General features: G+C 73.2%; 20 protein-coding genes. 15 read left to right on the forward strand and 5 right to left on the reverse strand.

The annotated features are described in order from the left end of the window. Window positions 1-79 precede the first annotated feature (79 nt). Window positions 80-580 carry an FBP domain-containing protein gene (locus tag P3T35_RS17190; RefSeq protein ID WP_101380491.1) on the reverse strand — a complete coding sequence of 167 codons (501 nt, stop codon included), beginning with the start codon at window positions 578-580 and terminating at the stop codon, window positions 80-82. Between the two features lie 72 nt (window positions 581-652). Here P3T35_RS17190 and P3T35_RS17195 point away from each other — a divergent pair, with 72 nt between their 5' ends. After that, a complete protein-coding gene (locus P3T35_RS17195; RefSeq protein WP_101380492.1) occupies window positions 653-1,345 on the forward strand; it encodes an SDR family oxidoreductase in 693 nt (230 codons plus the stop codon). Here P3T35_RS17195 and P3T35_RS17200 read toward each other — a convergent pair whose 3' ends face one another. Then, the gene (locus tag P3T35_RS17200) at window positions 1,346-1,954 is read right to left on the reverse strand and encodes a hypothetical protein (protein WP_143676810.1); all 609 of its coding nucleotides are present in this window, start codon (window positions 1,952-1,954) and stop codon (window positions 1,346-1,348) included. A 370-nt stretch (window positions 1,955-2,324) separates the two neighbouring features. Here P3T35_RS17200 and P3T35_RS17205 point away from each other — a divergent pair, with 370 nt between their 5' ends. Next, the gene (locus P3T35_RS17205; RefSeq protein ID WP_101380494.1) at window positions 2,325-2,582 is read left to right on the forward strand and encodes a DUF5302 domain-containing protein; all 258 of its coding nucleotides are present in this window, start codon (window positions 2,325-2,327) and stop codon (window positions 2,580-2,582) included. Between the two features lie 112 nt (window positions 2,583-2,694). Here the strand turns inward: P3T35_RS17205 and P3T35_RS17210 are convergent, their stop codons facing one another. Beyond that, window positions 2,695-3,336 carry a TetR family transcriptional regulator gene (locus tag P3T35_RS17210; RefSeq protein WP_101380495.1) on the reverse strand — a complete coding sequence of 214 codons (642 nt, stop codon included), beginning with the start codon at window positions 3,334-3,336 and terminating at the stop codon, window positions 2,695-2,697. Window positions 3,337-3,505: 169 nt separating this feature from the next. On the opposite strand from P3T35_RS17210, the gene P3T35_RS17215 reads away from it, so the two are divergent. Beyond that, on the forward strand, window positions 3,506-4,675 hold the full coding sequence (locus tag P3T35_RS17215) for an acyl-CoA dehydrogenase family protein (protein WP_101380496.1): 1,170 nt from the start codon (window positions 3,506-3,508) through the stop codon (window positions 4,673-4,675). A gap of 63 nt (window positions 4,676-4,738) precedes the next feature. Here P3T35_RS17215 and P3T35_RS17220 read toward each other — a convergent pair whose 3' ends face one another. Both P3T35_RS17220 and P3T35_RS17225 read right to left on the reverse strand, forming a co-directional pair. After that, window positions 4,739-4,981: a hypothetical protein gene (locus tag P3T35_RS17220; RefSeq protein ID WP_143676811.1), complete on the reverse strand. Its 243-nt coding sequence runs from the start codon at window positions 4,979-4,981 to the stop codon at window positions 4,739-4,741. 67 nt (window positions 4,982-5,048) lie between these two features. After that, the gene (locus P3T35_RS17225) at window positions 5,049-5,654 is read right to left on the reverse strand and encodes an ATP-binding protein (protein ID WP_101380498.1); all 606 of its coding nucleotides are present in this window, start codon (window positions 5,652-5,654) and stop codon (window positions 5,049-5,051) included. A 248-nt stretch (window positions 5,655-5,902) separates the two neighbouring features. Here P3T35_RS17225 and P3T35_RS17230 point away from each other — a divergent pair, with 248 nt between their 5' ends. From P3T35_RS17230 to P3T35_RS17285, 12 genes are all read left to right on the forward strand, one after another. Further along, entirely contained in the window at window positions 5,903-6,724 is an 822-nt protein-coding gene (locus P3T35_RS17230) for a hypothetical protein (RefSeq protein ID WP_280706600.1), read from the forward strand. 96 nt (window positions 6,725-6,820) lie between these two features. Next, complete coding sequence (locus P3T35_RS17235; protein WP_180356459.1) at window positions 6,821-7,552, forward strand: YcnI family protein; 732 nt, start codon at window positions 6,821-6,823, stop codon at window positions 7,550-7,552. Window positions 7,553-7,648: 96 nt separating this feature from the next. After that, on the forward strand, window positions 7,649-8,320 hold the full coding sequence (locus tag P3T35_RS17240) for an SCO family protein (protein ID WP_101380499.1): 672 nt from the start codon (window positions 7,649-7,651) through the stop codon (window positions 8,318-8,320). Continuing rightward, a complete protein-coding gene (locus tag P3T35_RS17245; protein WP_101380500.1) occupies window positions 8,320-8,802 on the forward strand; it encodes a copper chaperone PCu(A)C in 483 nt (160 codons plus the stop codon). The genes P3T35_RS17240 and P3T35_RS17245 overlap by 1 nt, the downstream gene beginning before the upstream one ends. Before the next feature lie 7 nt (window positions 8,803-8,809). After that, a complete protein-coding gene (locus P3T35_RS17250) occupies window positions 8,810-10,762 on the forward strand; it encodes a copper resistance protein CopC (RefSeq protein ID WP_101380501.1) in 1,953 nt (650 codons plus the stop codon). Window positions 10,763-10,773: 11 nt separating this feature from the next. Beyond that, window positions 10,774-11,985, forward strand: coding sequence for an iron uptake transporter deferrochelatase/peroxidase subunit (efeB, locus tag P3T35_RS17255; protein WP_101380502.1), 1,212 nt, complete (start codon window positions 10,774-10,776; stop codon window positions 11,983-11,985). Between the two features lie 130 nt (window positions 11,986-12,115). Continuing rightward, complete coding sequence (gene pheA, locus P3T35_RS17260; RefSeq protein WP_101380503.1) at window positions 12,116-13,051, forward strand: prephenate dehydratase; 936 nt, start codon at window positions 12,116-12,118, stop codon at window positions 13,049-13,051. Window positions 13,052-13,453: 402 nt separating this feature from the next. Then, window positions 13,454-14,728 (forward strand): serine--tRNA ligase, encoded by a 1,275-nt coding sequence (gene serS / locus P3T35_RS17265; protein ID WP_101380504.1) that lies wholly within the window; start codon window positions 13,454-13,456, stop codon window positions 14,726-14,728. After that, window positions 14,725-15,534: an HAD family hydrolase gene (locus P3T35_RS17270; RefSeq protein WP_101380505.1), complete on the forward strand. Its 810-nt coding sequence runs from the start codon at window positions 14,725-14,727 to the stop codon at window positions 15,532-15,534. The genes serS and P3T35_RS17270 overlap by 4 nt, the downstream gene beginning before the upstream one ends. Before the next feature lie 296 nt (window positions 15,535-15,830). After that, the gene (locus P3T35_RS17275; RefSeq protein WP_101380506.1) at window positions 15,831-16,361 is read left to right on the forward strand and encodes a DUF6542 domain-containing protein; all 531 of its coding nucleotides are present in this window, start codon (window positions 15,831-15,833) and stop codon (window positions 16,359-16,361) included. Then, complete coding sequence (locus P3T35_RS17280) at window positions 16,354-17,988, forward strand: LCP family protein (protein ID WP_101380507.1); 1,635 nt, start codon at window positions 16,354-16,356, stop codon at window positions 17,986-17,988. Before P3T35_RS17275 ends, P3T35_RS17280 begins: the two co-directional genes overlap by 8 nt. 168 nt (window positions 17,989-18,156) lie before the next feature. Then, window positions 18,157-18,891: a FadR/GntR family transcriptional regulator gene (locus P3T35_RS17285; protein WP_101380508.1), complete on the forward strand. Its 735-nt coding sequence runs from the start codon at window positions 18,157-18,159 to the stop codon at window positions 18,889-18,891. Window positions 18,892-18,930: the final 39 nt, after the last annotated feature.

Raw genomic sequence — 18,930 nt, forward strand, 5'->3', positions numbered from 1 at the left:
TCGGCACCCCCTCAGCCCCGCCGGCCGGCCCCGGCCGTTCCACCCGAGGCCGTGGTCCAACCGCTACCTCAACTTGACGTCACGCGAAGACCTTTGCGACGAAGTCCGCGAGGTTGGCGCGCATCCGATCGAGCTGCTCCTCGACGGTCAGCGACTCCTGGATCCGACTTCCGGTGCCTTCCGGGGCCTTGCGGCCTCGGATGTAGAGCGAGCAGGCCAGGTCGGTGCACATGTAGGCGCCGACCGAGTTGCCCTCGCGCCCGGCCGCGCCGGCCTTTCGGGCGGTGAGCAGCGAAACGCCGCTACCGCTGTGCACGGTGAGGCACAGGCTGCAGATGTTGCTGCGGAGGAAACCGCGCTGCTGGGCCGAGTAGCGCAGCGCCAGGCCGATCAGCTGCCCGTCCTCGCGCTCCAGCACCAGGTAGCTGCGCTCGGGCGCGCCTGGATCCCGCCAGCCGAGGAAGTCCAGCTCGGCCCAGGGGAGTTCGGCGAGATTGCGCGGCAGGTTGACCCGCTTGGCCTCGCCCTTGGAGCAGTTGACGAAGGAGGCGCGGAGGTCCGGTTCGGTGACTGGCTTCATGGTTGGCGACTCTAGATTGCCTAGGAGTACTAGGCAAAGCAATAAAAACCATAGGTAGGTACGCTGGCCCTCATGACCGACGCACCCGTATCAGTCGTCACCGGGGCCAACCGCGGCATCGGGTTGGAGACGTGCCGTCAGCTCGCCGCCCTCGGCCACCGGGTGGTGCTGACCGCCCGAGATCCGGCCAAGGCCCAGGCGGCGGCCCGCCGGATCGGCCCCGCGGTCCACCCCGTCCGGCTGGATGTCACCGACGCCGCCGACGCCGCCGCGCTGGCCGCCGAACTGCGCGACCGCTACGGCCGGGTCGACGTCCTGGTGAACAACGCGGCCATCCACTACGACACCTGGCAGCGGGTCAGCACCGCCGACCTGGCGGTGGTGCGCGAGGCCGCCGACACCAACGTGTTCGGGCCCTGGCAGCTGGTGCAGGCGCTGCTGCCGCTGCTGCGCGAGTCACGGCACGGCCGGATCGTCAACGTCTCCAGCGGCGCGGGCGCGATCGCCGACCTCGGCGCGGGCACCCCGGCGTACTCGATCACCAAGCTGGCGCTCAACGGGCTCACCAAGATGCTGGCCCGCGACCTCGCCCACGACCGGATCCTGGTCAACGCGGTCTGCCCCGGCTGGGTGGCCACCGACATGGGCGGCGGCGGCGGCCGCCCGGTGGCGGACGGCGCGGCGGGCGTGGTGTGGGCCGCCACGCTGCCGGACGGCGGGCCGACCGGCGGGTTCTTCCGCGACAAGCGCGCGATCCCCTGGTAGTCAGCACACCGCGTGGAGCAGCACCCCGGGTTCGGCGGCGGCCCCGCCCTCGGCGAGCCGCCGCAGCAGCCCACCGCCGTCCTTCCTGTCCGCCACATCCGTCCCGTCGGCCAGTGCCGCCAGGGCCCGCAGCCCGTCCAGGCGGACGAACCCGGTGCGCGCGGTCTCGGACACCCGGGGGCTCGCCCCGGCCCTCCCGACGCCGCCGTGCCGCAGCGACAGCGGCCCGCCCGCGGTGTCGAGCACCAGCAGCGGGCCGCCCAGCAGCAGGTACTCCAGCGAGGCGCCGTGCAGCCGGGCGGCCAGCACCGCGGCGGCCGGGGCCGCCGGGTCGGCCAGGTCGCACCGGCCGCCGTGCAGTGCCGCGGTCTCCGCGATCGCGTCGGCCAGGCACTCGGCGATCGAACGGTCGGAGCGGTCGGTCAGCCGGGCCAGCAGGTGCACGCCCAGCCGGCGGACGAACCAGGGTGTGCCGTGCCGGCAACCGGGCTTGCCCGCCTCGCCGCCGGCCTTGGGGGTGACGCCGTCCAACAGCACCAGCGCCTCGGGCGTGGCCGCGGCGAAGGCCAGGTCGGGGAAGGCCGCCCGCGCGGCCAGCTGTACCTGCATGACGCCCAGTGTGCGGCGGTGGGGCCGCACTTGGGCAGGGAGTGGACGGGATTCCCCCGGACGGATGTCGAAGCCCGCCGACGGCGGGTTGGTTGGCGTCCGATCGGGATTTCACCTAGCGTCCTATACCAGACATTTCGCCAAGAGACGGGCGCGGATCATGTGGTGGCAGGCTCTCCTGGTCGCGTTGGCCGCAGCCGGATTCCCGACGCTGGTGCTGCTGTTCTTCATCGGCGGGCCCAACTACCGTGACAAGCGCGGCAGGGACAAGGCCAAGGCCGGGGCCCGGGGAAACTGACGGCACGTCGGCTGTCCCTCATGGCACAGTGACCCAAGCACGACCATGGCCAGACCCGTCCAGGAGGTTCACATGACCAGCACCGAGCCGAGCGCTGCGGAGCACGAGGAGGGCTCCCCGGCGCCCGAGGCCGCCCCGGGCAGCGTGGCCGACGCGGACGACACGGACGACACCACCGACGTGAAGGCCAAGTTCCTGGCCGCGCTGCAGCAGAAGAAGGGCGGCCGGGGTGACGGCGCCGGCGGCGGCCCGGGCGGCAACTCCAAGATCCATTCCGCCCACGGCGCCGCCGGCGGCAAGCGCACCTTCCGCCGCAAGAGCGGCGGCTGACCGCACCGTCAGACCACCCTGCTGCCCGCGGCCGTCGTCACGCCGCGGGCAGCAAGCCGTCGTGACGCCGCGGGCAGCAAGCCGTCGTGACGCCGCGGGCAGCAGGCTTTCGTCACGCCGCGGGCAGCAGGCTTTCGTCCACCGCCTCCGAGCGGAGCAGCAGCAGCACCGAGCGCCGGGCCCGCTGGTACGGCCGGTCGTCGCCGTGCAGCAGCGAGAGGCCGTTGGCCAGCTCCAGATAGCTGATCAACTCGAAGGCCAGCTGCTCCAGATCGGCGTCCGGCTGCAGCTGGCCGACCTCCTGGGCCGCCGCCAGGTACTCCAGCACCAGCCCGTACCAGCTGCGGCTGGCCTCGGCCAGCGCGTCCCGCACCCGGCCGGGCTGGGCGTCGAACTCCGCACCCACCGCGTAGAAGAAGCAGCCGCCCGGGAAGACCCGGGTCCGCGAGTACTCCAGCCAGCGCTCGGCCAGCACCCAGAGCTTGCCGACCCCGGCCGGCAGCGCCTGCACCGGCTCCAACACCGCGTCCCAGTAGATCCGCTGGGCCGCCCGCACGGTCGCCAACTGCAGCTCCTCCTTGGAGCCGAACAGCGCGAACACCCCGCTCTTGCTGAGCTCCAGCTCAGTGGCCAGCCGCCCCAGCGACAGCCCGCCGAGCCCCTCCACCGAGGCGATCGCGACCGCGCGGCCCAGCACCAACCGCCTGGTCTCGTTGCCCTTCTGCACCCGCCCGTCCGTCGTGGCACCCGTCACTGCCCACCACCGTCTCCCTGTGACCGCCCTGCACAACCGACTGCACTGCCAACGCAATTTCGCCCACGGCTACTGGGCGCACTGCTTTCCCGCCAGCGTAAAGGCTGATACGGATGGTCCGGCACCACGACGACCCACCGGTAACCCCACACCCTCAGGGAGCCCCCGCATGCCCGGACCCGACCCGATCGACCTGCTGGCCGTGGGCGAACTGCTCACCGAGGAGGAGCGGCTGATCCAAGCCACGGTCCGCCGGTTCGCCGACGACCGGATCCGCCCGCACATCGCCGACTGGTTCGAGCAGGGAGTCTTCCCCGCCCGCGAGTTGGCGCCCGAACTGGGCCGGCTCGGACTGCTCGGCATGCACCTTGAGGGGTACGGCTGCGCGGGCGCCGGCGCGGTCGCCTACGGCGCGGCCTGCCTGGAACTGGAGGCCGCCGACTCGGGGCTGCGCAGCTTCGTCTCGGTGCAGGGCTCGCTGGCGATGCGGGCGATCCACGCGTTCGGCTCCGAGGAGCAGAAGCTGCAATGGCTGCCCGAGATGGCGGCCGGCCGGGCGATCGGCTGCTTCGGCCTGACCGAGCCGGACTTCGGCTCCGACCCGGCCGGGATGCGCACCACCGCCCGCCGCAAGGGCGAGGACTGGGTGCTGTCCGGCAGCAAGATGTGGATCACCAACGGCAGCGTCTCGGACGTCGCGGTGGTCTGGGCGCAGACCGAGCAGGGCGTGCGCGGCTTCCTGGTGCCGCGCGGCACCAAGGGCTTCACCGCCACCGATGTGCACGGCAAGCTCTCGCTGCGCGCCTCGGTCACCAGCGAGCTGCACTTCGACGAGGTGCAGCTGCCGGGCGATGCGGTGCTGCCCGGGGTCAGCGGGCTGCGCGGTCCGCTCTCCTGCCTCAACGAGGCGCGCTACGGGATCCTCTGGGGCACGGTCGGCGCGGCCCGGGACTGCTACCAGGCGGCGCTGGAGTACGCGAAGAGCCGGGTGCAGTTCGGCCGCCCGATCGCGGGCTTCCAGCTCACCCAGGAGAAGCTGGTCGAGATGGCGCTGGAGTTGGAGAAGGCCCACCTGGTGGCCTGGCGGGTCGGCCGGCTCAAGGAGGCCGGGCGGTCAAGGGCCGCGCACGTCAGCTTCGGCAAGCTGAACAACGTGCGGACCGCCCTGGAGATCGCCCGTAGCGCCCGCACCGTGCTGGGCGCCAACGGGATCACCACCGCCTACCCGGTGCTGCGGCACGCCAACAACCTGGAGTCGGTGCTGACCTACGAGGGCACCAGCGAGATCCACACCCTGGTGCTCGGCGAGGCCATCACCGGCACCGCCGCCTACCGCTGACCTCCCCCGGCCTTCGGCCGGGGGACCCTCGATCGGCGCCGCGACTACCTGCTGTCCAGACGGCTACCTGCTCTTCAGATAGGTCGACCGGTCGTGCTCATCCGCCAGGAAGGGCACGGACTGGAACCAGATCACGCCGCACGACCGGCAGCAGCGCTCCCCGGTCCTGCCCCACTCGGTGGACTCCATCGTGGCGGAGTCCTCGGCCAGGTCCCGCCCGCACAGGCCCACGAGCTTGTCGTTCTGGACCAGGTGCCACTGCTTCACCGGGCCGGATCGGCCCTGATCGCCGTATTCGGCGCGCATCCGATACAACATACGTACACATTGCTCCCACTTTGCCCGGAACGCCAGGCAGAGCCGCCGCCCCAGGTCAGGACGCCACCCGCAGCAGCGGGTCGGCGGTGCGGGTGAGGACCTTGTCGAAGCTGACGATGGCGCCGCGCTGGGGGTGGGTGTGCAGGCGGACGTGGTCGGTGAGGGCGCGGATCAGGAAGAGGCCGCGGCCGCCCTCGGCGGTGAGGTCCGGGAGCTGGTCGAGATCCGGCAGGCGCAGCGGGGTGGGGAGCGGGCGGTGCGCGGGGAGGACGTGGGTGTCGTAGGCGGTGGGGCGGGCGCGGTGGGCCGGGGGCGCGGCGAGGGCCGGCAGCGAGGCGCGGCCCCGGCGGCGGCGCGCGGTGCCGTGCCGGGCGGGTGCCCGCCGCACCGGCGGACGGTGCGGGGGCCGCGGCAGGCCGGGGCCGGAGTCGACCACCTCGATCCGCAGCAGCTCGCCGTCCAGCGCCGCGGTGACCTGGAAGCCGTCCTCGCCGCCCGCGTGCTCGACCGCGTTGGCGCAGGCCTCGGTGAGGGCGAGCCCGAGGTCCTGGGCGATCCCCCGGTCGACCCCGGCGTTGTCCAGGGTGCTGAGCAGGATCCGCCGGGCCAGCGGGATGCTGGCCGGCTCGCGCCGCAGGTGCAGAGTCCACCAGATGTCCACGACCGGTCCCTTCTGGCTGGGGCTCCACATGGAAGTAGGTATTGCCTGGTGCCGGGGTGGCGAACCGTGGGTCGCCACGGTGTCCGCCCGTTCGGCCGACGGGCCGCGGCGGCACCACGCGGACGGCGGCGCGCGGGCGGACGGCGCACGCGGGGCCATTGGGGCGTATCCCGGGTCGCGGGCGTCCGGTGCCACCGGCGTACCCGGGCCGGGGCCGCCGTGTGAGCCGATGAGATGATGGCCCGGCCATGAGCAGCCACCGACCCGCCCCGCGTCCGGGCGCCGAAGAGCCGGTCCGCCGGCCGTTCGGCCTGCCCGCGTCCGCCGGTGGCGCCGGCTGGGGGCTGCGGCTGCTCCGCGCGGTGCCGTTCGCCCTGGTCTGCACGCTGCTCGCGGCGCTGGGGCACCAGCTGGCCCAGGGCTGCCCGGTGGCCACCGGCGCCCTGGCGGTCGGCTTCGTGGCCGTGCTGCTGCCGGCGGCCGCGCTCGGCGGCCGGGAGCGTTCGCTGCCCGGGATCGCCGCCGCGCTGGGCCTCGGCCAGCTCGGCCTGCACCTGCTCTTCCACACCGCCGCGCAGGCCGCCATGGACCAGTCGACCCTGGCCCAGGTGGCGGGCCGGCTGGTCTGCAACGACATGCCGGGCATGGCCCACATGCTGCCGCCCGGCACCAGCGCCGCCGCCCTGGTGGGCGCGGCCGGCCTGGACCCGCACGCCTACCAGGCGCCGGTGGCCGACGGCCCGTGGTGGCTGTTCGGCCTGACCCCGGCGATGCTGGCCGGCCACCTGCTGGCCGCCGTGCTGGTCGGCTGGTGGCTGCGGTGCGGCGAGGCCGGGCTGTGGCGGGTCGTCGGGTCGACCGGCCGGGCGGTTCGCGAACTGCGGCAGTGGACGGCACCGCTGTACCGGGCGCTGGCGCTGCTCGCCGTGCTGCTGCGCGGGCTGCTGAACGAGGTCTGCCGGCCGCGCCCGGCGCGCGCCCGGCGAGAGCACAGCCGGCTGCCCGCGGCGGCCCTGCTGCGGCACAGCGTGATCCGGCGCGGTCCGCCGGCGGCGGCCTGGACGCGCTGAGCCATCCCCTCCCGTGGGAGTGCCGGCGCGCCGAGCGACGGTCATTCCCACGTTCCGGGGCACCCTTGTGCCCCGCCCCAGATGGAGACGCCCCAGATGCGTTCGCTTCCCGCCCGCCGTTCCGCCGCCGCGCTGCTGCTCGCGACGGGCACCGTGCTGGCCACCGCCGTTCCCGCCTTCGCGCACGTCACCGTGCAGCCGGGCACCGCCACCCAGGGCGGCTACACCGCCGTCGCCTTCCGGGTGCCGGACGAGAGCGACACCGCCAGCACGGTCAAGCTGGAGGTCACCCTGCCGAGCGACCACCCGATCGCCTCGGTCTCCACCCAGCCGCTGCCCGGCTGGACCGTGCAGGTGGACAAGGCCCAGCTGGCCAACCCGATCAAGACCGACGACGGCAGCATCACCAGTGCGGTCTCCAAGATCACCTGGACGGCCGACAGCACCGGCAAGATCGGCCCCGGCCAGTTCCAGGAGTTCAAGGTCTCGCTCGGCCCGCTGCCCGCCGACACCGACCAGCTGGTCTTCAAGGCGCTGCAGACCAAGGACGACGGCACCGTGGTCCGCTGGATCGACGAGGCCAAGCAGGGCCAGCCGGAGCCGGCCCACCCGGCGCCGGTGCTCCAGCTCACCGCCAAGGCCGCCGCGGGCGCGGCCGCCTCCCCGGCCGCCGACAGCACCAAGGTGACCGCCTCCCAGGACGCGAAGGGCGCCGCATCGGACGGCACCGCCCGCACCCTGGGCGTGGTCGGCATCGTGGTGGGCGTCATCGGCGCCGCCCTCGGCGTCTTCGGCCTGCGCCGCAAGAGCGGCAGCGCCGCCTCCTGACCCCCGCCCCGCCGGGGCCGCCGACCGTGCGGCCCCGGCGGGCTCCCCCTCCCGTAGCTCCCGTAGCTCCCTGAGCCGAGAATCGGACCCACCGCCATGCATCTGCCGACCACCCGCGGCCGCCTCGCCTGCGCCGCCGCCCTGGCCCTCACCGCCGCCCTCTCGCTGACCGCCTGCGGCTCCGGCTCCCACGCCGCCGCCGGGCCGGCCATCGTCTCCCAGCAGGCGAACAACTCGCCGTACCAGGGCACCGTGCTGAGCAAGCACTTCGACAAGCCGGACCTGGCCCTGACCGACACCAGCGGCCAGCCGTTCGACCTGCGCCAGCGCACCGCCGGCCGCACCACGCTGCTCTTCTTCGGCTACACCAGCTGCCCCGACGTCTGCCCGACCACCATGGGCGACATCGGCGTGGCGATGCAGAAGCTGCCCGCCGACCAGCAGAAGAAGATCGACGTGGTCTTCGTCTCCACCGACCCGCAGCGCGACAACCCCAAGGTGCTGCGCACCTGGCTGGACTCGTTCGACAAGGACTTCATCGGCATGACCGGCGACCTGGACAAGGTGAAGGCGGCCGCCAAGTCGCTGGGCATCCTGGTCGAGGACCCGGTGGTCAACAAGGACGGCAGCGTCACCTCCTCGCACGGCGCCCAGGTGCTGGCCTTCCTGCCGTCCGACGACAAGGCGCACGTGCTCTACCTGAGCAACACCGACACCGCGACCTTCGCCCACGACCTGCCGCTGCTGGCCAAGGGGGTGGCCGCCTGATGGCCGCCAGGTTCAACCGGCTGGCACTGACCGGCGCCGGGCTGGCCGCCGTCCTCACCGCCGGCGCGATCGCCGTGGCCAACGGCGGCAGCTCGGCCGCCACCCCGGCCGGTGTGAAGATCAGCGTCGCCGACTCGTACATCCCGCTGCCGGCCGGCGGCGACGGCATGGCAGCCGGCTACCTGACGGTCCGCAACACCGGATCGGCCGCCGACACCCTGGTCCGGGTGAGCAGCCCCGGCGCCGGCTCGATAACCATGCACCGGTCCACGGACAGCACCATGCAGGAGGTGGACAGCCTGCCGGTGCCGGCCCACGGCAGCCTGGAGCTGGCCCGCGGCGGCACCCACCTGATGATCATGGGGTGGCAGAAGCCGCCCGCCGTCGGCGACCAGCTGGAAGTCGACCTCACCTTCGCGAAGGGCGGCACCATCGCCGTCCAGGTACCGGTCAAACCGCTCACCTACCGTCCCGGGAGCTGACCCACCCATGCGCAAAGTCCTCGCCTGGCTCACCACCGCGGGCACCGTGCTGGTCCTGCTGCTCGGCACCGCCGGGCCCGCGGCCGCGCACGCCGCGCTGCTGAAGACCGACCCCGCGCAGAACTCGGTGGTCGCCACCGAGCCGGCCGCCGTCACCCTGACCTTCAGCGAGGGGGTGACGCTCTCCGGCGACTCGCTGCGGGTGCTCGACCCGTCCGGCAAGCAGGTCGACAGCGGCAACCCCGGGCACGCGGACGGCAAGGGCGACACCGCCAGTGTCGGGCTGCGCGCCGGGCTGGCCGACGGCACCTACACGGTGGCCTGGCGAGCGATCTCGGAGGACACCCACCCGGTCGGCGGGGCGTTCACCTTCTCCATCGGCGCGCCCTCCGACACCAGCGTCAACCCGGCGGCGGTACGGGGCGAGAACGCCGACGGCACGGTGGCCGCGCTGTACGCGATCGGGCGGGGCGTCGCCTACGGGGCGTTCGCGCTGCTGGTCGGGGCCGCGGCCTTCGTGCTGATCTGCTGGCCGCGCGGGGCGGCCAGCCGGCCGATGCAGCGGCTGCTGATGTCCGGCTGGGTCGCGCTGCTGGCCGCCACCGTGGCGGTGCTGCTGCTGCGCGGCCCGTACGAGCGGGCCACCGGCCTGAGCCAGGTGCTGGACCTGTCGCTGGTGCGCGGCACGCTGAACGAGCGGCTCGGCACCGCGCTGGCGGCCCGGCTGCTGCTGCTCGCGGCCGGCGGGGTCTTCCTCTCGCTGCTGGTGGGGCAGTTGGGGAGCACGCCGATCGAGGGCGAGGAAGGGCCCACCGACGGGGCGCAGGACGAGGCCGTCGACGACGAGGAGGCCGAGCTGCGCGCACTGGAGCGCCGGGCGGCCGAACGCCCGCAGCGCGAGGCGCGGTTGGCGCTCGGGATCGGCGGGCTGCTGCTGGCGCTGGCGCTGGCGGCCACCTGGGCGGCGGCCGACCATGCGGCGGTCGGCATCCAGGTGTGGCTGGCGCTGCCGTTCGACCTGCTGCACCTGATCGCGATGGCCTGCTGGCTGGGCGGGTTGGTGGCACTGCTGGTCGGGCTGCGGCACGGCGCGGGGCCGGCGGCGGCCGAGCGGTTCTCCAAGCTGGCGATGGGCTCGGTCGGGGTGCTGGTGGCGACCGGCGTCTACCAGGCCTGGCGGGGCGTCGGCTCGTGGAGCGCGCTGACCTCGACCAGGTACGGGCAGCTGCTGCTGATCAAGGTCGGCCTGGTGCTGCTGATGCTGGGCACGGCCTGGTTCTCCCGCCGCTGGACCGGCCGGCTGCGCGAGGCCCCGGCGGCGGCGACCGGGGACGCCGCTTCCCGGGCCGAGCCCGAGGCCGACCTCGACCTGGCGCTCGAACCCGAGCGCCGCGCCCAACTGGCCCGCCAGCAGGCGGTGTTGACCGCCGCCAAGGTCCGCAGGGCGCAGGACGGCTCCCCGGTGCAGGCCGGGCTGCGGCGCTCGGTGCTGATCGAGGCGGCGGTCGCGGTGGCCGTGCTGGTGGTGACCACCATGCTGACCAACTCCCCGCCCGGCCGCGTCGCCGCCGGCGCCGCACCGGCCGCCGCCACCGCCCCGGCACCGGGCCAGGCCCGCACCGTGCAGCTCAAGCTGCCCTATGACACCGGCGGCAAGGAGCCCGGCGCCAAGGGCACGGCGACCCTCACCGTCAACCCGGCGACCACCGGCGGCAACCAGCTGACCCTGGTGGTGGCGGGCGCCGACGGCAAGCCGGTGGACGTGCCCGAGACCCAGCTCTCGTTCACCCTGCCGGACCGCGACCTCGGCCCGCTGCCGGTCAAGCTCACCAAGAGCGGCACCGGCACCTGGCGCGGCACCGCCCAACTCCCGCTGGCCGGCGACTGGGTGGCCGCCGTGGTGGTGCGCTCCTCGGACATCGACCAGGACACCGAGACCAAGCAGCTCACGATCGGTTAGGAGCACCGCAGATGAAGTACGCCGGTTTCTCCCGCCGGGCCCTGATCGGCGGCGCGGGTGCCGGGCTGGCCGTCGGCGCCACCGCGGGCGCGCTGGGCCGCGCGGTCGCGGTGCCGCAGCAGCCGCACCCCGTCGCACTGGGCGCCGCCCGGGTGGACTTCCACGGCCCGCACCAGGCGGGCATCACGCAACCGCAGCAGGCCAGGGTGCAGTTGGCCGCCTTCGACCTGGCACCCGGCGCCGACCGGAAGGCCCTGCAGACGCTGCTCAAGCAGTGGACCGGGACGGTGCGCGACCTGGTGCTCGGCGAACCCGGCGGCCCGCACGAGAACCAGATCGCGCTGGACGCCGGGCCCTGCTCGCTGACCGTCACGGTGGCGGTGGGCGCCTCGCTCTTCGACAAGGTCGGGCTCACCGCGCACCGCCCACCGCAGCTGGCCCCGCTGCCCGCCTTCCCGCAGGACGCGATCGACCGCTCCCGCAGCGACGGCGACCTGTTCCTGCAGATCGGCGCGGACGACGCGCTGGTCGCCTTCCACGCGCTGCGGATGCTGCAGCAGCAGGCGGCCGGCACCGCCGCGGTGCGCTGGCAGGCGGCCGGCTTCTCCCGCACCCCGGGCGCCACCGCCCAGCCGCGCACCGCCCGCAACCTGATGGGCCAGGTCGACGGCACCAACAACCCCAAGCCGACCGACGCCGACTTCGCCGCCAAGGTGTTCGCGACCGGTCCGGACTGGCTGGCCGGCGGCAGCTATCTGGTGTTCCGCCGGATCCGGATGCTGCTGGACGACTGGGAGAACCTCCCGACGGACCGCCAGGAGCGGATCGTCGGGCGCCGCAAGGCCGACGGCGCGCCGCTCTCCGGCGGCACCGAGACCACCCCGGTGGACCTGGCGAAGCAGAACCCGGACGGCGGCCTGGCGGTCCCGGCCGACGCCCACATCCGGATCGCCGCGCCCTCGGCCAACGGCGGGGCGGCGATGCTGCGCCGCGGCTTCTCCTACGCCGACGGGACGCGGCCGGACGGCTCCCCGGACGCGGGGCTGCTGTTCCTGGCGTTCCAGGCCGACCCGGCACACGGCTTCCTGCCCGTGCAGCGCTCGCTCTCCCGGGGAGATGTGCTGACCACCTTCCTGCGGCACGAGGCGAGCGGGCTGTACGCGGTGCTGCCCGGGGTCGCGGACGGCGGCGGCTACCTGGGGCAGGCCCTGCTGGAGGCGTGATCCCGGGAGTGTGACCACTGTGCGGAACGTTCCATGCGGTGGAACGGAAGTGGCTAAGGTGGCAGGCCTGGTACCTCCCCCAGCCTTCGGCCGGGGGTGCCCCCATCGGGAGACGCACGGAGGCGCGGACATGTCGGCCACCCGCTACACCTACCTCGGGCCCGTCGGCACCTTTACCGAGGCCGCCCTGCACACCCTGCCCGAGGCCGCCACCCGCGAGCTGGTGCCGCTGGCCTCGGTGCAGGCGGCACTGGACGCGGTGCGCGCCGGCGAGGCGGCGGGCGCCTTCGTGCCGATCGAGAACTCGGTGGAGGGGGCGGTCACCGCGACCGCCGACGAGTTGGCCACCGGCGCGCCGCTGATGATCTACCGCGAGGTGCTGCTGCCGATCAGCTTCGCCCTGCTGGTCCGGCCGGGCACCGGGCTGGCCGACGTCAAGCGGGTCACCAGCCATCCGGTGGCCCAGCCGCAGGTGCGCCGCTGGCTCGGCGCCAACCTGCCGGACGCGGTCTGGGAGGCCGCCGCCTCCAATGCCGACGGCGCCCGGCTGGTCCAGGAGGGGCAGTCGGACGGCGCCTTCGCCGGGGAGTTCGCCGCGCCGCTCTACGGCCTGGAGCCGCTGGTCAAGGACATCGCCGACGCGCAGAACGCGACCACCCGGTTCGTGCTGGTCGGGCGGCCCGGCCGGGTCGCGTCGCCGACCGGGGCGGACAAGACCTCGATGGTGGTGTGGCTCGGCGACAACCACCCGGGTGCGCTGCTGGAACTGCTGCAGGAATTCGCGGTGCGCGGGGTCAACCTGATGCGGATCGAATCCCGGCCGACCGGGCACGGGCTGGGCAACTACTGCTTCTCGATCGACTGCGAGGGGCACCTGACCGAGCGCCGGGTGGGCGAGACCCTGATGGGGCTGCGGCGGATCTGCCCGCAGATCCGGTTCCTGGGCTCCTATCCGCGGGCCGACGAGCGGGGGTCAACGCCCCGGCAGCCCGGCACCTCGGACGAGGACTTCGACCGGGCCGCCGACTGGCTGGCCCGCTGCCTCGACGGGCGCGGCGAGGGCTGAGGCCCGACCCCGGTCCTCGGCCCGTTCATCCACAGCTGTCCACAGCTTCCACAGGCCCGTCCGGGCCACTGGTTATCCACAGCCTGGGGATGAGTCGACAAAACGGCATAGCCACTCCTGGGTGCGGTCGGATCATCGGGAAGCGCTGCAGATCGGACTAATAACACCAGAGTCACCCTTCTGCCATAAATTCACCTGTCCAGGTAGTGAAATTCCCTCGGCCGTGCGGGGCGATTCAGGTTTCAAACCCGAAAAAGCCAAAAAGGTGCTGACCGTTTCCCGAGAACCCCGTCATCCACAGGGCTCCGGGACTGCCTGTGGACAACTTGCTTCCAGAGATCTTGGCGGGCCAGTTATCCACAGGTTATCCACAGGCGGCGGTTGCACCGGTAGGCTGGGCCCGTGATTGACCTTCGCCTGCTTCGTGAGGACCCTGACCGAGTGCGCGCCTCGCAGCGCGCCCGTGGCGAGGACGTCGACCTGGTCGACGCACTCCTCGCAGCCGACGAGCGCCGCCGGTCCTCGGGCAGTCGGTTCGACGAACTGCGCAATGAGCAGAAGGGCCTCGGCAAGCAGGTCGCCCAGGCCAAGGGCGAGGAGAAGGCCGCCCTGCTGCAGCGCACCAAGGACCTGGCCGCCGAGGTCAAGGCCGCCGACGCCGAGCAGTCCGAGGCCAAGGAGGAGGCCGACCGGCTGCTCCGCTCGCTGGCCAACCTCATCGACCCGGCCGCCCCGGTCGGCGGCGAGGAGGACTTCGTCACGCTGGAGGAGATCGGCACCCCGCGCAACTTCGCGGCCGAGGGCTTCGAGCCCCGCGACCACGTCGAGCTGGGCCAGGTCCTCGGGGCGATCGACACCGAGCGCGGTGCCAAGGTGGCCGGCGCCCGGTCCTACTACCTGACCGGTGTCGGCGCGCTGCTGGAGCTCGCCCTGGTCAACATGGCGATCGCCCAGGCCACCGCGTCCGGCTTCATCCCGATGATCACCCCGGCCCTGGTCCGCCCGGCGGCCATGGACGGCACCGGCTTCCTCGGCCAGGCGGCCGAGAACGTCTACCACCTCGCCGAGGACGACCGGTACCTGGTCGGCACCAGCGAGGTGCCGCTCGCCGCGTACCACATGGACGAGATCATCGACGCCGACAAGCTGCCGCTGCGGTACGCCGGTTACTCGTCCTGCTTCCGCCGGGAGGCCGGCACCTACGGCAAGGACACCCGCGGCATCATCCGGGTGCACCAGTTCGAGAAGGTCGAGATGTTCGTCTTCACCTCCCCCGAGGAGGCCGAGGCCGAGCACCGCCGCCTGCTGCAGTGGGAGAAGGACTTCCTGAACGCGCTGGAGCTGCCCTACCGGGTGATCGACGTCGCCTCCGGCGACCTCGGCTCCTCGGCCGTGCGCAAGTTCGACATCGAGGCCTGGATCCCGACCCAGGGCAAGTACCGCGAGGTCACCTCGACCTCCAACACCACCGAGTACCAGGCCCGCCGGCTCGCCATCCGGATGCGCGAGGAGGGCAAGGTCCGCCCGCTGGCCACCCTCAACGGCACCCTGGTCGCGATCCCGCGCACCATCGTGGCGATCCTGGAGAACCACCAGCAGGCCGACGGCAGCGTGGTGCTGCCCGAGGCGCTGCGTCCCTACCTGGGCGGCCGGACCACGCTGGACCCGGTCAAGTGACCTCGGAGCTGCCGTACCGCCTGATCGCCACCGATCTGGACGGCACCCTGCTCTCCCCCGAGGAGACCGTCTCCGCCCGCACCCGGGCCGCCGTGGCCACCGCCACGGCGGCCGGGGCGGTGCACATCATCGTCACCGGCCGGTCCGCGGCCTGGGCCCGGCCCGTCTTCGACCAGATCGGCTACACCGGCCTGGCCGTCTGCAGCCAGGGCGCGCAGGTCTATGACGCGGGCGCGCACCGGCTGCTCACCTCCATGACGCTGGACCGCCGGCTCGGCGCGCTGGCGCTGGAGAAGCTGGCCACCGAGGTGGGCCGGCTGTCGGTGGCCGCCAGCCAGGACGGCCTGGACGGCGCCGTGCTCGCCCAGCAGGACTACAGCCTGCACAACCCCGAGCTGCCGGTGCAGCGGGTCGGCGGGACCGACGAGCTGCTGACCGCCCCGATCTCCAAGCTCTACATCCAGCACGCCGAACTGACGGACGATCAACTCGCCGAGGCCGCCCAGCGGGTGATCGGCTCACTGGTCACCGTCACGGTGGCCGGGCCGCGGATAGTCGAGCTGCTGCCGCTGGGCCTGTCCAAGGCCACCGGCCTGTCGCTCGCCGCCCGGCGGCTGGGCCTGCGCGCCGCCGACACCATCGCCTTCGGCGACATGCCCAACGACCTGCCGATGTTCCGCTGGGCCGGCCGCGGCGTCGCCATGGCCAACGCCCACCCGGAGCTGCTGGCCGTCGCCGACGAGGTCACGGCGAGCAACGCGGACGACGGCGTGGCACTGGTCCTGGAGCGGCTGTACGCCCGCTGAGCCGGCAGCCCTCGCCGCTACCGCCTCCGCGCCCGAACCGGGTGCGGAGGCGGCCGTGTCTCTCCCGCCTTCCAAGCCCTCGGCAGCCCGTATGACAATCAGGTGACACTTGCTAAGCTGCGCAACTGTTGCAACCCCCGGCCGTGCCCGAACGTCATAGCGGTAGGGCGACGTGCTCTGCCTCCGCTCGGCGAATCCGAGCTCACGGCGCAGGGCACACGGTGCGGCTCGCGCACCGTCGGCAGTCGACCGTGGCGACGTCCGGCGACGCCGGCCGATTCATAGAGGCAGGAAGCATGGCAGGACAACGGACACCCGCGGGTGACGCGACCGCTCGCGGCTACGCGCCTGCCCAGCGGTCGACCGCCGAGGGGGCGGGCGCCCGGTCGGAGGGCGGACGCCCGCGACAGCGCGCCGAGGGGCGCCGACCGGTCAAGGCGCAGGCCCGGCCGTTCAGCGGCACCGCGGTGCTGCTTGCGGTCGGCACGCCGGTGGCCGGCGGGCTGGTCGACGAGCTGCTCGGCCTGGGCATCGGCGGCTGGGGCCTGCTGTTCTGCAGCGTGGTCGGCTTCGCCGGGGCTGCCTGGGTGTGCAGCCGGGCCGGCTGGTGGTGGGTGCTGCCCGCGCCGCCCCCGATAGTCCTGGCGGTCACCGCCGGCGCCGAGTACCTCGCGCACTCCGACAAGTACCAGGACGGGAAGGCGGCGGCCGCCGGTGCCGCCAAATGGGCCGTCCACGGGTTCCCCGTCATGCTGTACGCAATGGGCGCGGCACTGCTTGTGATCATGGTCCGCGTCGTCCGAGACCGAAGGAGCCGACGTGGTTGAGCAGCCCGGCCCGCGCACCGCGCGGCGCAAGCCCGCGCCCAGGCAGCGCCCCAACCCGCTGGTGCTGGCCGGGCGCACGATCGCCTGCGCGACCTCGCTCGCCGTGCTCGGCACCTGCGGCTTCAGCTGGTACGCCTACACCTCGCTGACCGACGGCCTGACCACCTCCAACGCGCTGGACGACGTCAAGAAGAACGCGCCCAAGCACCTGGACAACTCGGTCAACGTGCTGCTGGTCGGCCTGGACAGCCGCAAGGACATGAACGGCAACGACCTGCCGGGCCAGTTCGTGCAGGACGAGCTGCACGCGGGTTCCAGCAGCGACATCGGCGGCTACAACACCAACACCCTGATGGTGCTTCACATCCCGGCCAACGGCGGCCAGGCGACCGCGATCTCGATCCCGCGCGACGACTACGTCCAGACGGTCGGCGTCAGCGGCATGCACAAGATCAAGGAAGCCTACGGACTGGCCAAGGACGCCTTCAACAACTCCTCGGCCGCCAAGGGGCTTTCGAAGCCGGACCTGGAGAGGCAGGGCCGGGACGCCGGCCGCAAGGCCACCCTGGCCACCGTGCAGCAGTTCCTCGGCATTCCGATCGACCACTTCGCCGAGGTCAACCTCAAGGGCTTCTACGACATCGCCCAGGCGGTCGGCCCGATCCAGGTCTGCCTGAAGCGCGCCACCAAGGACCCGGCCATCGAGGGCCAGGGCTCCGGCGCCGACTTCCACCAGGGCATCAACACCCTGAACGCCTCCCAGGCACTCTCCTTCGTCCGCCAGCGGCACAACCTGGTCAACCCCAACGACCCCGCCGACTTCGGTGACTTCGCCCGCACCCACCGCCAGCAGGCCTTCATCTCCTCGGTGATCAAGAAGCTGAAGGACGAGGGCGTGGTCGGCGACCTGGGCAAGATGCAGAGCCTGTTCGACGTGGTCAAGCAGGACGTGGTGCTGGACAACAGCTGGAACATCCTGGACTTCGCCCAGCAGGCGCCCAACCTGGCGGGCGGCCACGTCACGGCCATCACGCTGCCGATCGCCGGCTTCCAGGACGTCATCGTGGACAGCCACGGCACCAAGGAGTCCGTCAACAAGGTCGACCCGGCACAGATCAAGAGGATCGTGCAGCAGCTGACCGGCCATGACGCCCCGGCCGGCAACTCGGTGGACGGCGGCTCCTCGGCGGCGCCGAGCTCCGCCCCGCCGTCGCAGGCTCCGGCCGCGCCCAGCGCCAAGCTCACCGGCACGGTGGACGTGTCCAACACCTCCACGGTGAACGGCGCCGCCGCCGCCGAGATGAAGGCGCTGGTCGGCATGGGCCTCACCGAGGGCCGGATCCCGACGATGCCGAAGCAGAGCAAGACCACGGTGCTCTACGGCGCCGGGGAGAAGGACTCCGCCGACCAGGTCGCCGCCCGCTACAACGTGACCGCCGAGCCGAGCAGCTCGGTGCGGTCCGGGCACATCCAGGTGGTGCTGGGCAGCGAGTACACCGCGCCCGGCGGCGGCAGCGGGCAGGCCCCCTCGTCCGGGAACAGCCCGGCGGCGCCGGCCGACCCGAACAGCGTGCAGCAGGTCGGCCCCTCCGTGGACATGGCGCAGGGCATCCCCTGCGTCGACTGACGCCGAGCAGGCGGCAAAGGGGGGCGGGTCCGATGGACCCGCCCCCCTTTCTGGCGCCTCTTCTGGCGTCCGATGGCGACTCGCCGGGCCGGTTGTAGGATGACCGGGCAAGCAGTTGTAGGATGACCGGGCAAGCGGCGGTTCGAGCGTGGAGCGGAGGTGGCGAGGATGACCGGCACAGGTGCGGGCAACCTGCAGGCCGCCGGCCGCCGATCGCTGGTGGACGCCGCGATCGACCAGCTGCGCGAGCGGCTGGCCGCCGGCGCCTGGGCCGTCGGTGAGCGCATCCCCACCGAGCACGAGCTCGCCGAGCAGCTGCAGGTCGGCCGCAACACGGTGCGCGAGGCGATCCGGGTGCTGGTGCACGCGGGCATGCTGGTCACCCGGCAGGGTGAGGGCACCTTCGTGCGCAGCACCAGCGACCCGGCCGCCGTACTGCGCGGTGTGCAGCGCTCCGGTGTGCGCGACGTGCTGGAGGTGCGGGCCGCGCTGGAGACCGAGGCCGCCCGGCTGGCGGCCCTGCGGCACACCGCCGAGGACCTGGAGCGGATGCGGGCCGCGCTGGCCCGCGAGGCCGAGGTGATCGCCGCCCACCCCGAGCGGATCGGGCGCGAGGCCACCGTCGAGCACGACCTGGAGTTCCACACCGCCATCGTCGACGCGGCCCACAACCCCGCGCTGGCCGAGGTCTACCGCTACTTCGGCGCCTCGGTGCGCGAGTCCATGCGCACCGCCTTCGGGGACCACGAGATGCCCGAGGTGGTCGTCGCCACCCATGAGGCGCTGGTCGACGCGATCGCCAGCGGCGACCCCGACCGTGCCGAGGCCGCCTGTCGCGCGCTGCTGGCCGAGCCCACCGCGGCCGTCGAGCAGTTGCTCGCGGAGTTCGCCGCGCGCAAGTAAGGCCGGCAGAGCACGCGTTGCCGCCCTGGCCTGCCCCCT

The organism is Kitasatospora sp. GP30 (assembly GCF_029892145.1).
Classification (GTDB): domain Bacteria; phylum Actinomycetota; class Actinomycetes; order Streptomycetales; family Streptomycetaceae; genus Kitasatospora; species Kitasatospora acidiphila.

Excerpts from the sequence above, each read along its gene's own strand:
- P3T35_RS17205 (WP_101380494.1), top strand. The coding sequence starts at position 2,325 with ATGACCAGCACCGAGCCGAGCGCTGCGGAGCACGAGGAGGGCTCCCCG.
- P3T35_RS17245 (WP_101380500.1), top strand. The coding sequence starts at position 8,320 with ATGGCCGCCAGGTTCAACCGGCTGGCACTGACCGGCGCCGGGCTGGCC.
- P3T35_RS17195 (WP_101380492.1), top strand. The coding sequence starts at position 653 with ATGACCGACGCACCCGTATCAGTCGTCACCGGGGCCAACCGCGGCATC.
- P3T35_RS17250 (WP_101380501.1), top strand. The coding sequence starts at position 8,810 with ATGCGCAAAGTCCTCGCCTGGCTCACCACCGCGGGCACCGTGCTGGTC.
- P3T35_RS17200 (WP_143676810.1), bottom strand. The coding sequence starts at position 1,954 with ATGCAGGTACAGCTGGCCGCGCGGGCGGCCTTCCCCGACCTGGCCTTC.
- efeB (WP_101380502.1), top strand. The coding sequence starts at position 10,774 with ATGAAGTACGCCGGTTTCTCCCGCCGGGCCCTGATCGGCGGCGCGGGT.
- P3T35_RS17190 (WP_101380491.1), bottom strand. The coding sequence starts at position 580 with ATGAAGCCAGTCACCGAACCGGACCTCCGCGCCTCCTTCGTCAACTGC.
- P3T35_RS17240 (WP_101380499.1), top strand. The coding sequence starts at position 7,649 with ATGCATCTGCCGACCACCCGCGGCCGCCTCGCCTGCGCCGCCGCCCTG.
- P3T35_RS17275 (WP_101380506.1), top strand. The coding sequence starts at position 15,831 with ATGGCAGGACAACGGACACCCGCGGGTGACGCGACCGCTCGCGGCTAC.
- P3T35_RS17220 (WP_143676811.1), bottom strand. The coding sequence starts at position 4,981 with ATGCGCGCCGAATACGGCGATCAGGGCCGATCCGGCCCGGTGAAGCAG.
- P3T35_RS17235 (WP_180356459.1), top strand. The coding sequence starts at position 6,821 with ATGCGTTCGCTTCCCGCCCGCCGTTCCGCCGCCGCGCTGCTGCTCGCG.
- P3T35_RS17230 (WP_280706600.1), top strand. The coding sequence starts at position 5,903 with ATGAGCAGCCACCGACCCGCCCCGCGTCCGGGCGCCGAAGAGCCGGTC.
- P3T35_RS17215 (WP_101380496.1), top strand. The coding sequence starts at position 3,506 with ATGCCCGGACCCGACCCGATCGACCTGCTGGCCGTGGGCGAACTGCTC.
- pheA (WP_101380503.1), top strand. The coding sequence starts at position 12,116 with ATGTCGGCCACCCGCTACACCTACCTCGGGCCCGTCGGCACCTTTACC.
- P3T35_RS17285 (WP_101380508.1), top strand. The coding sequence starts at position 18,157 with ATGACCGGCACAGGTGCGGGCAACCTGCAGGCCGCCGGCCGCCGATCG.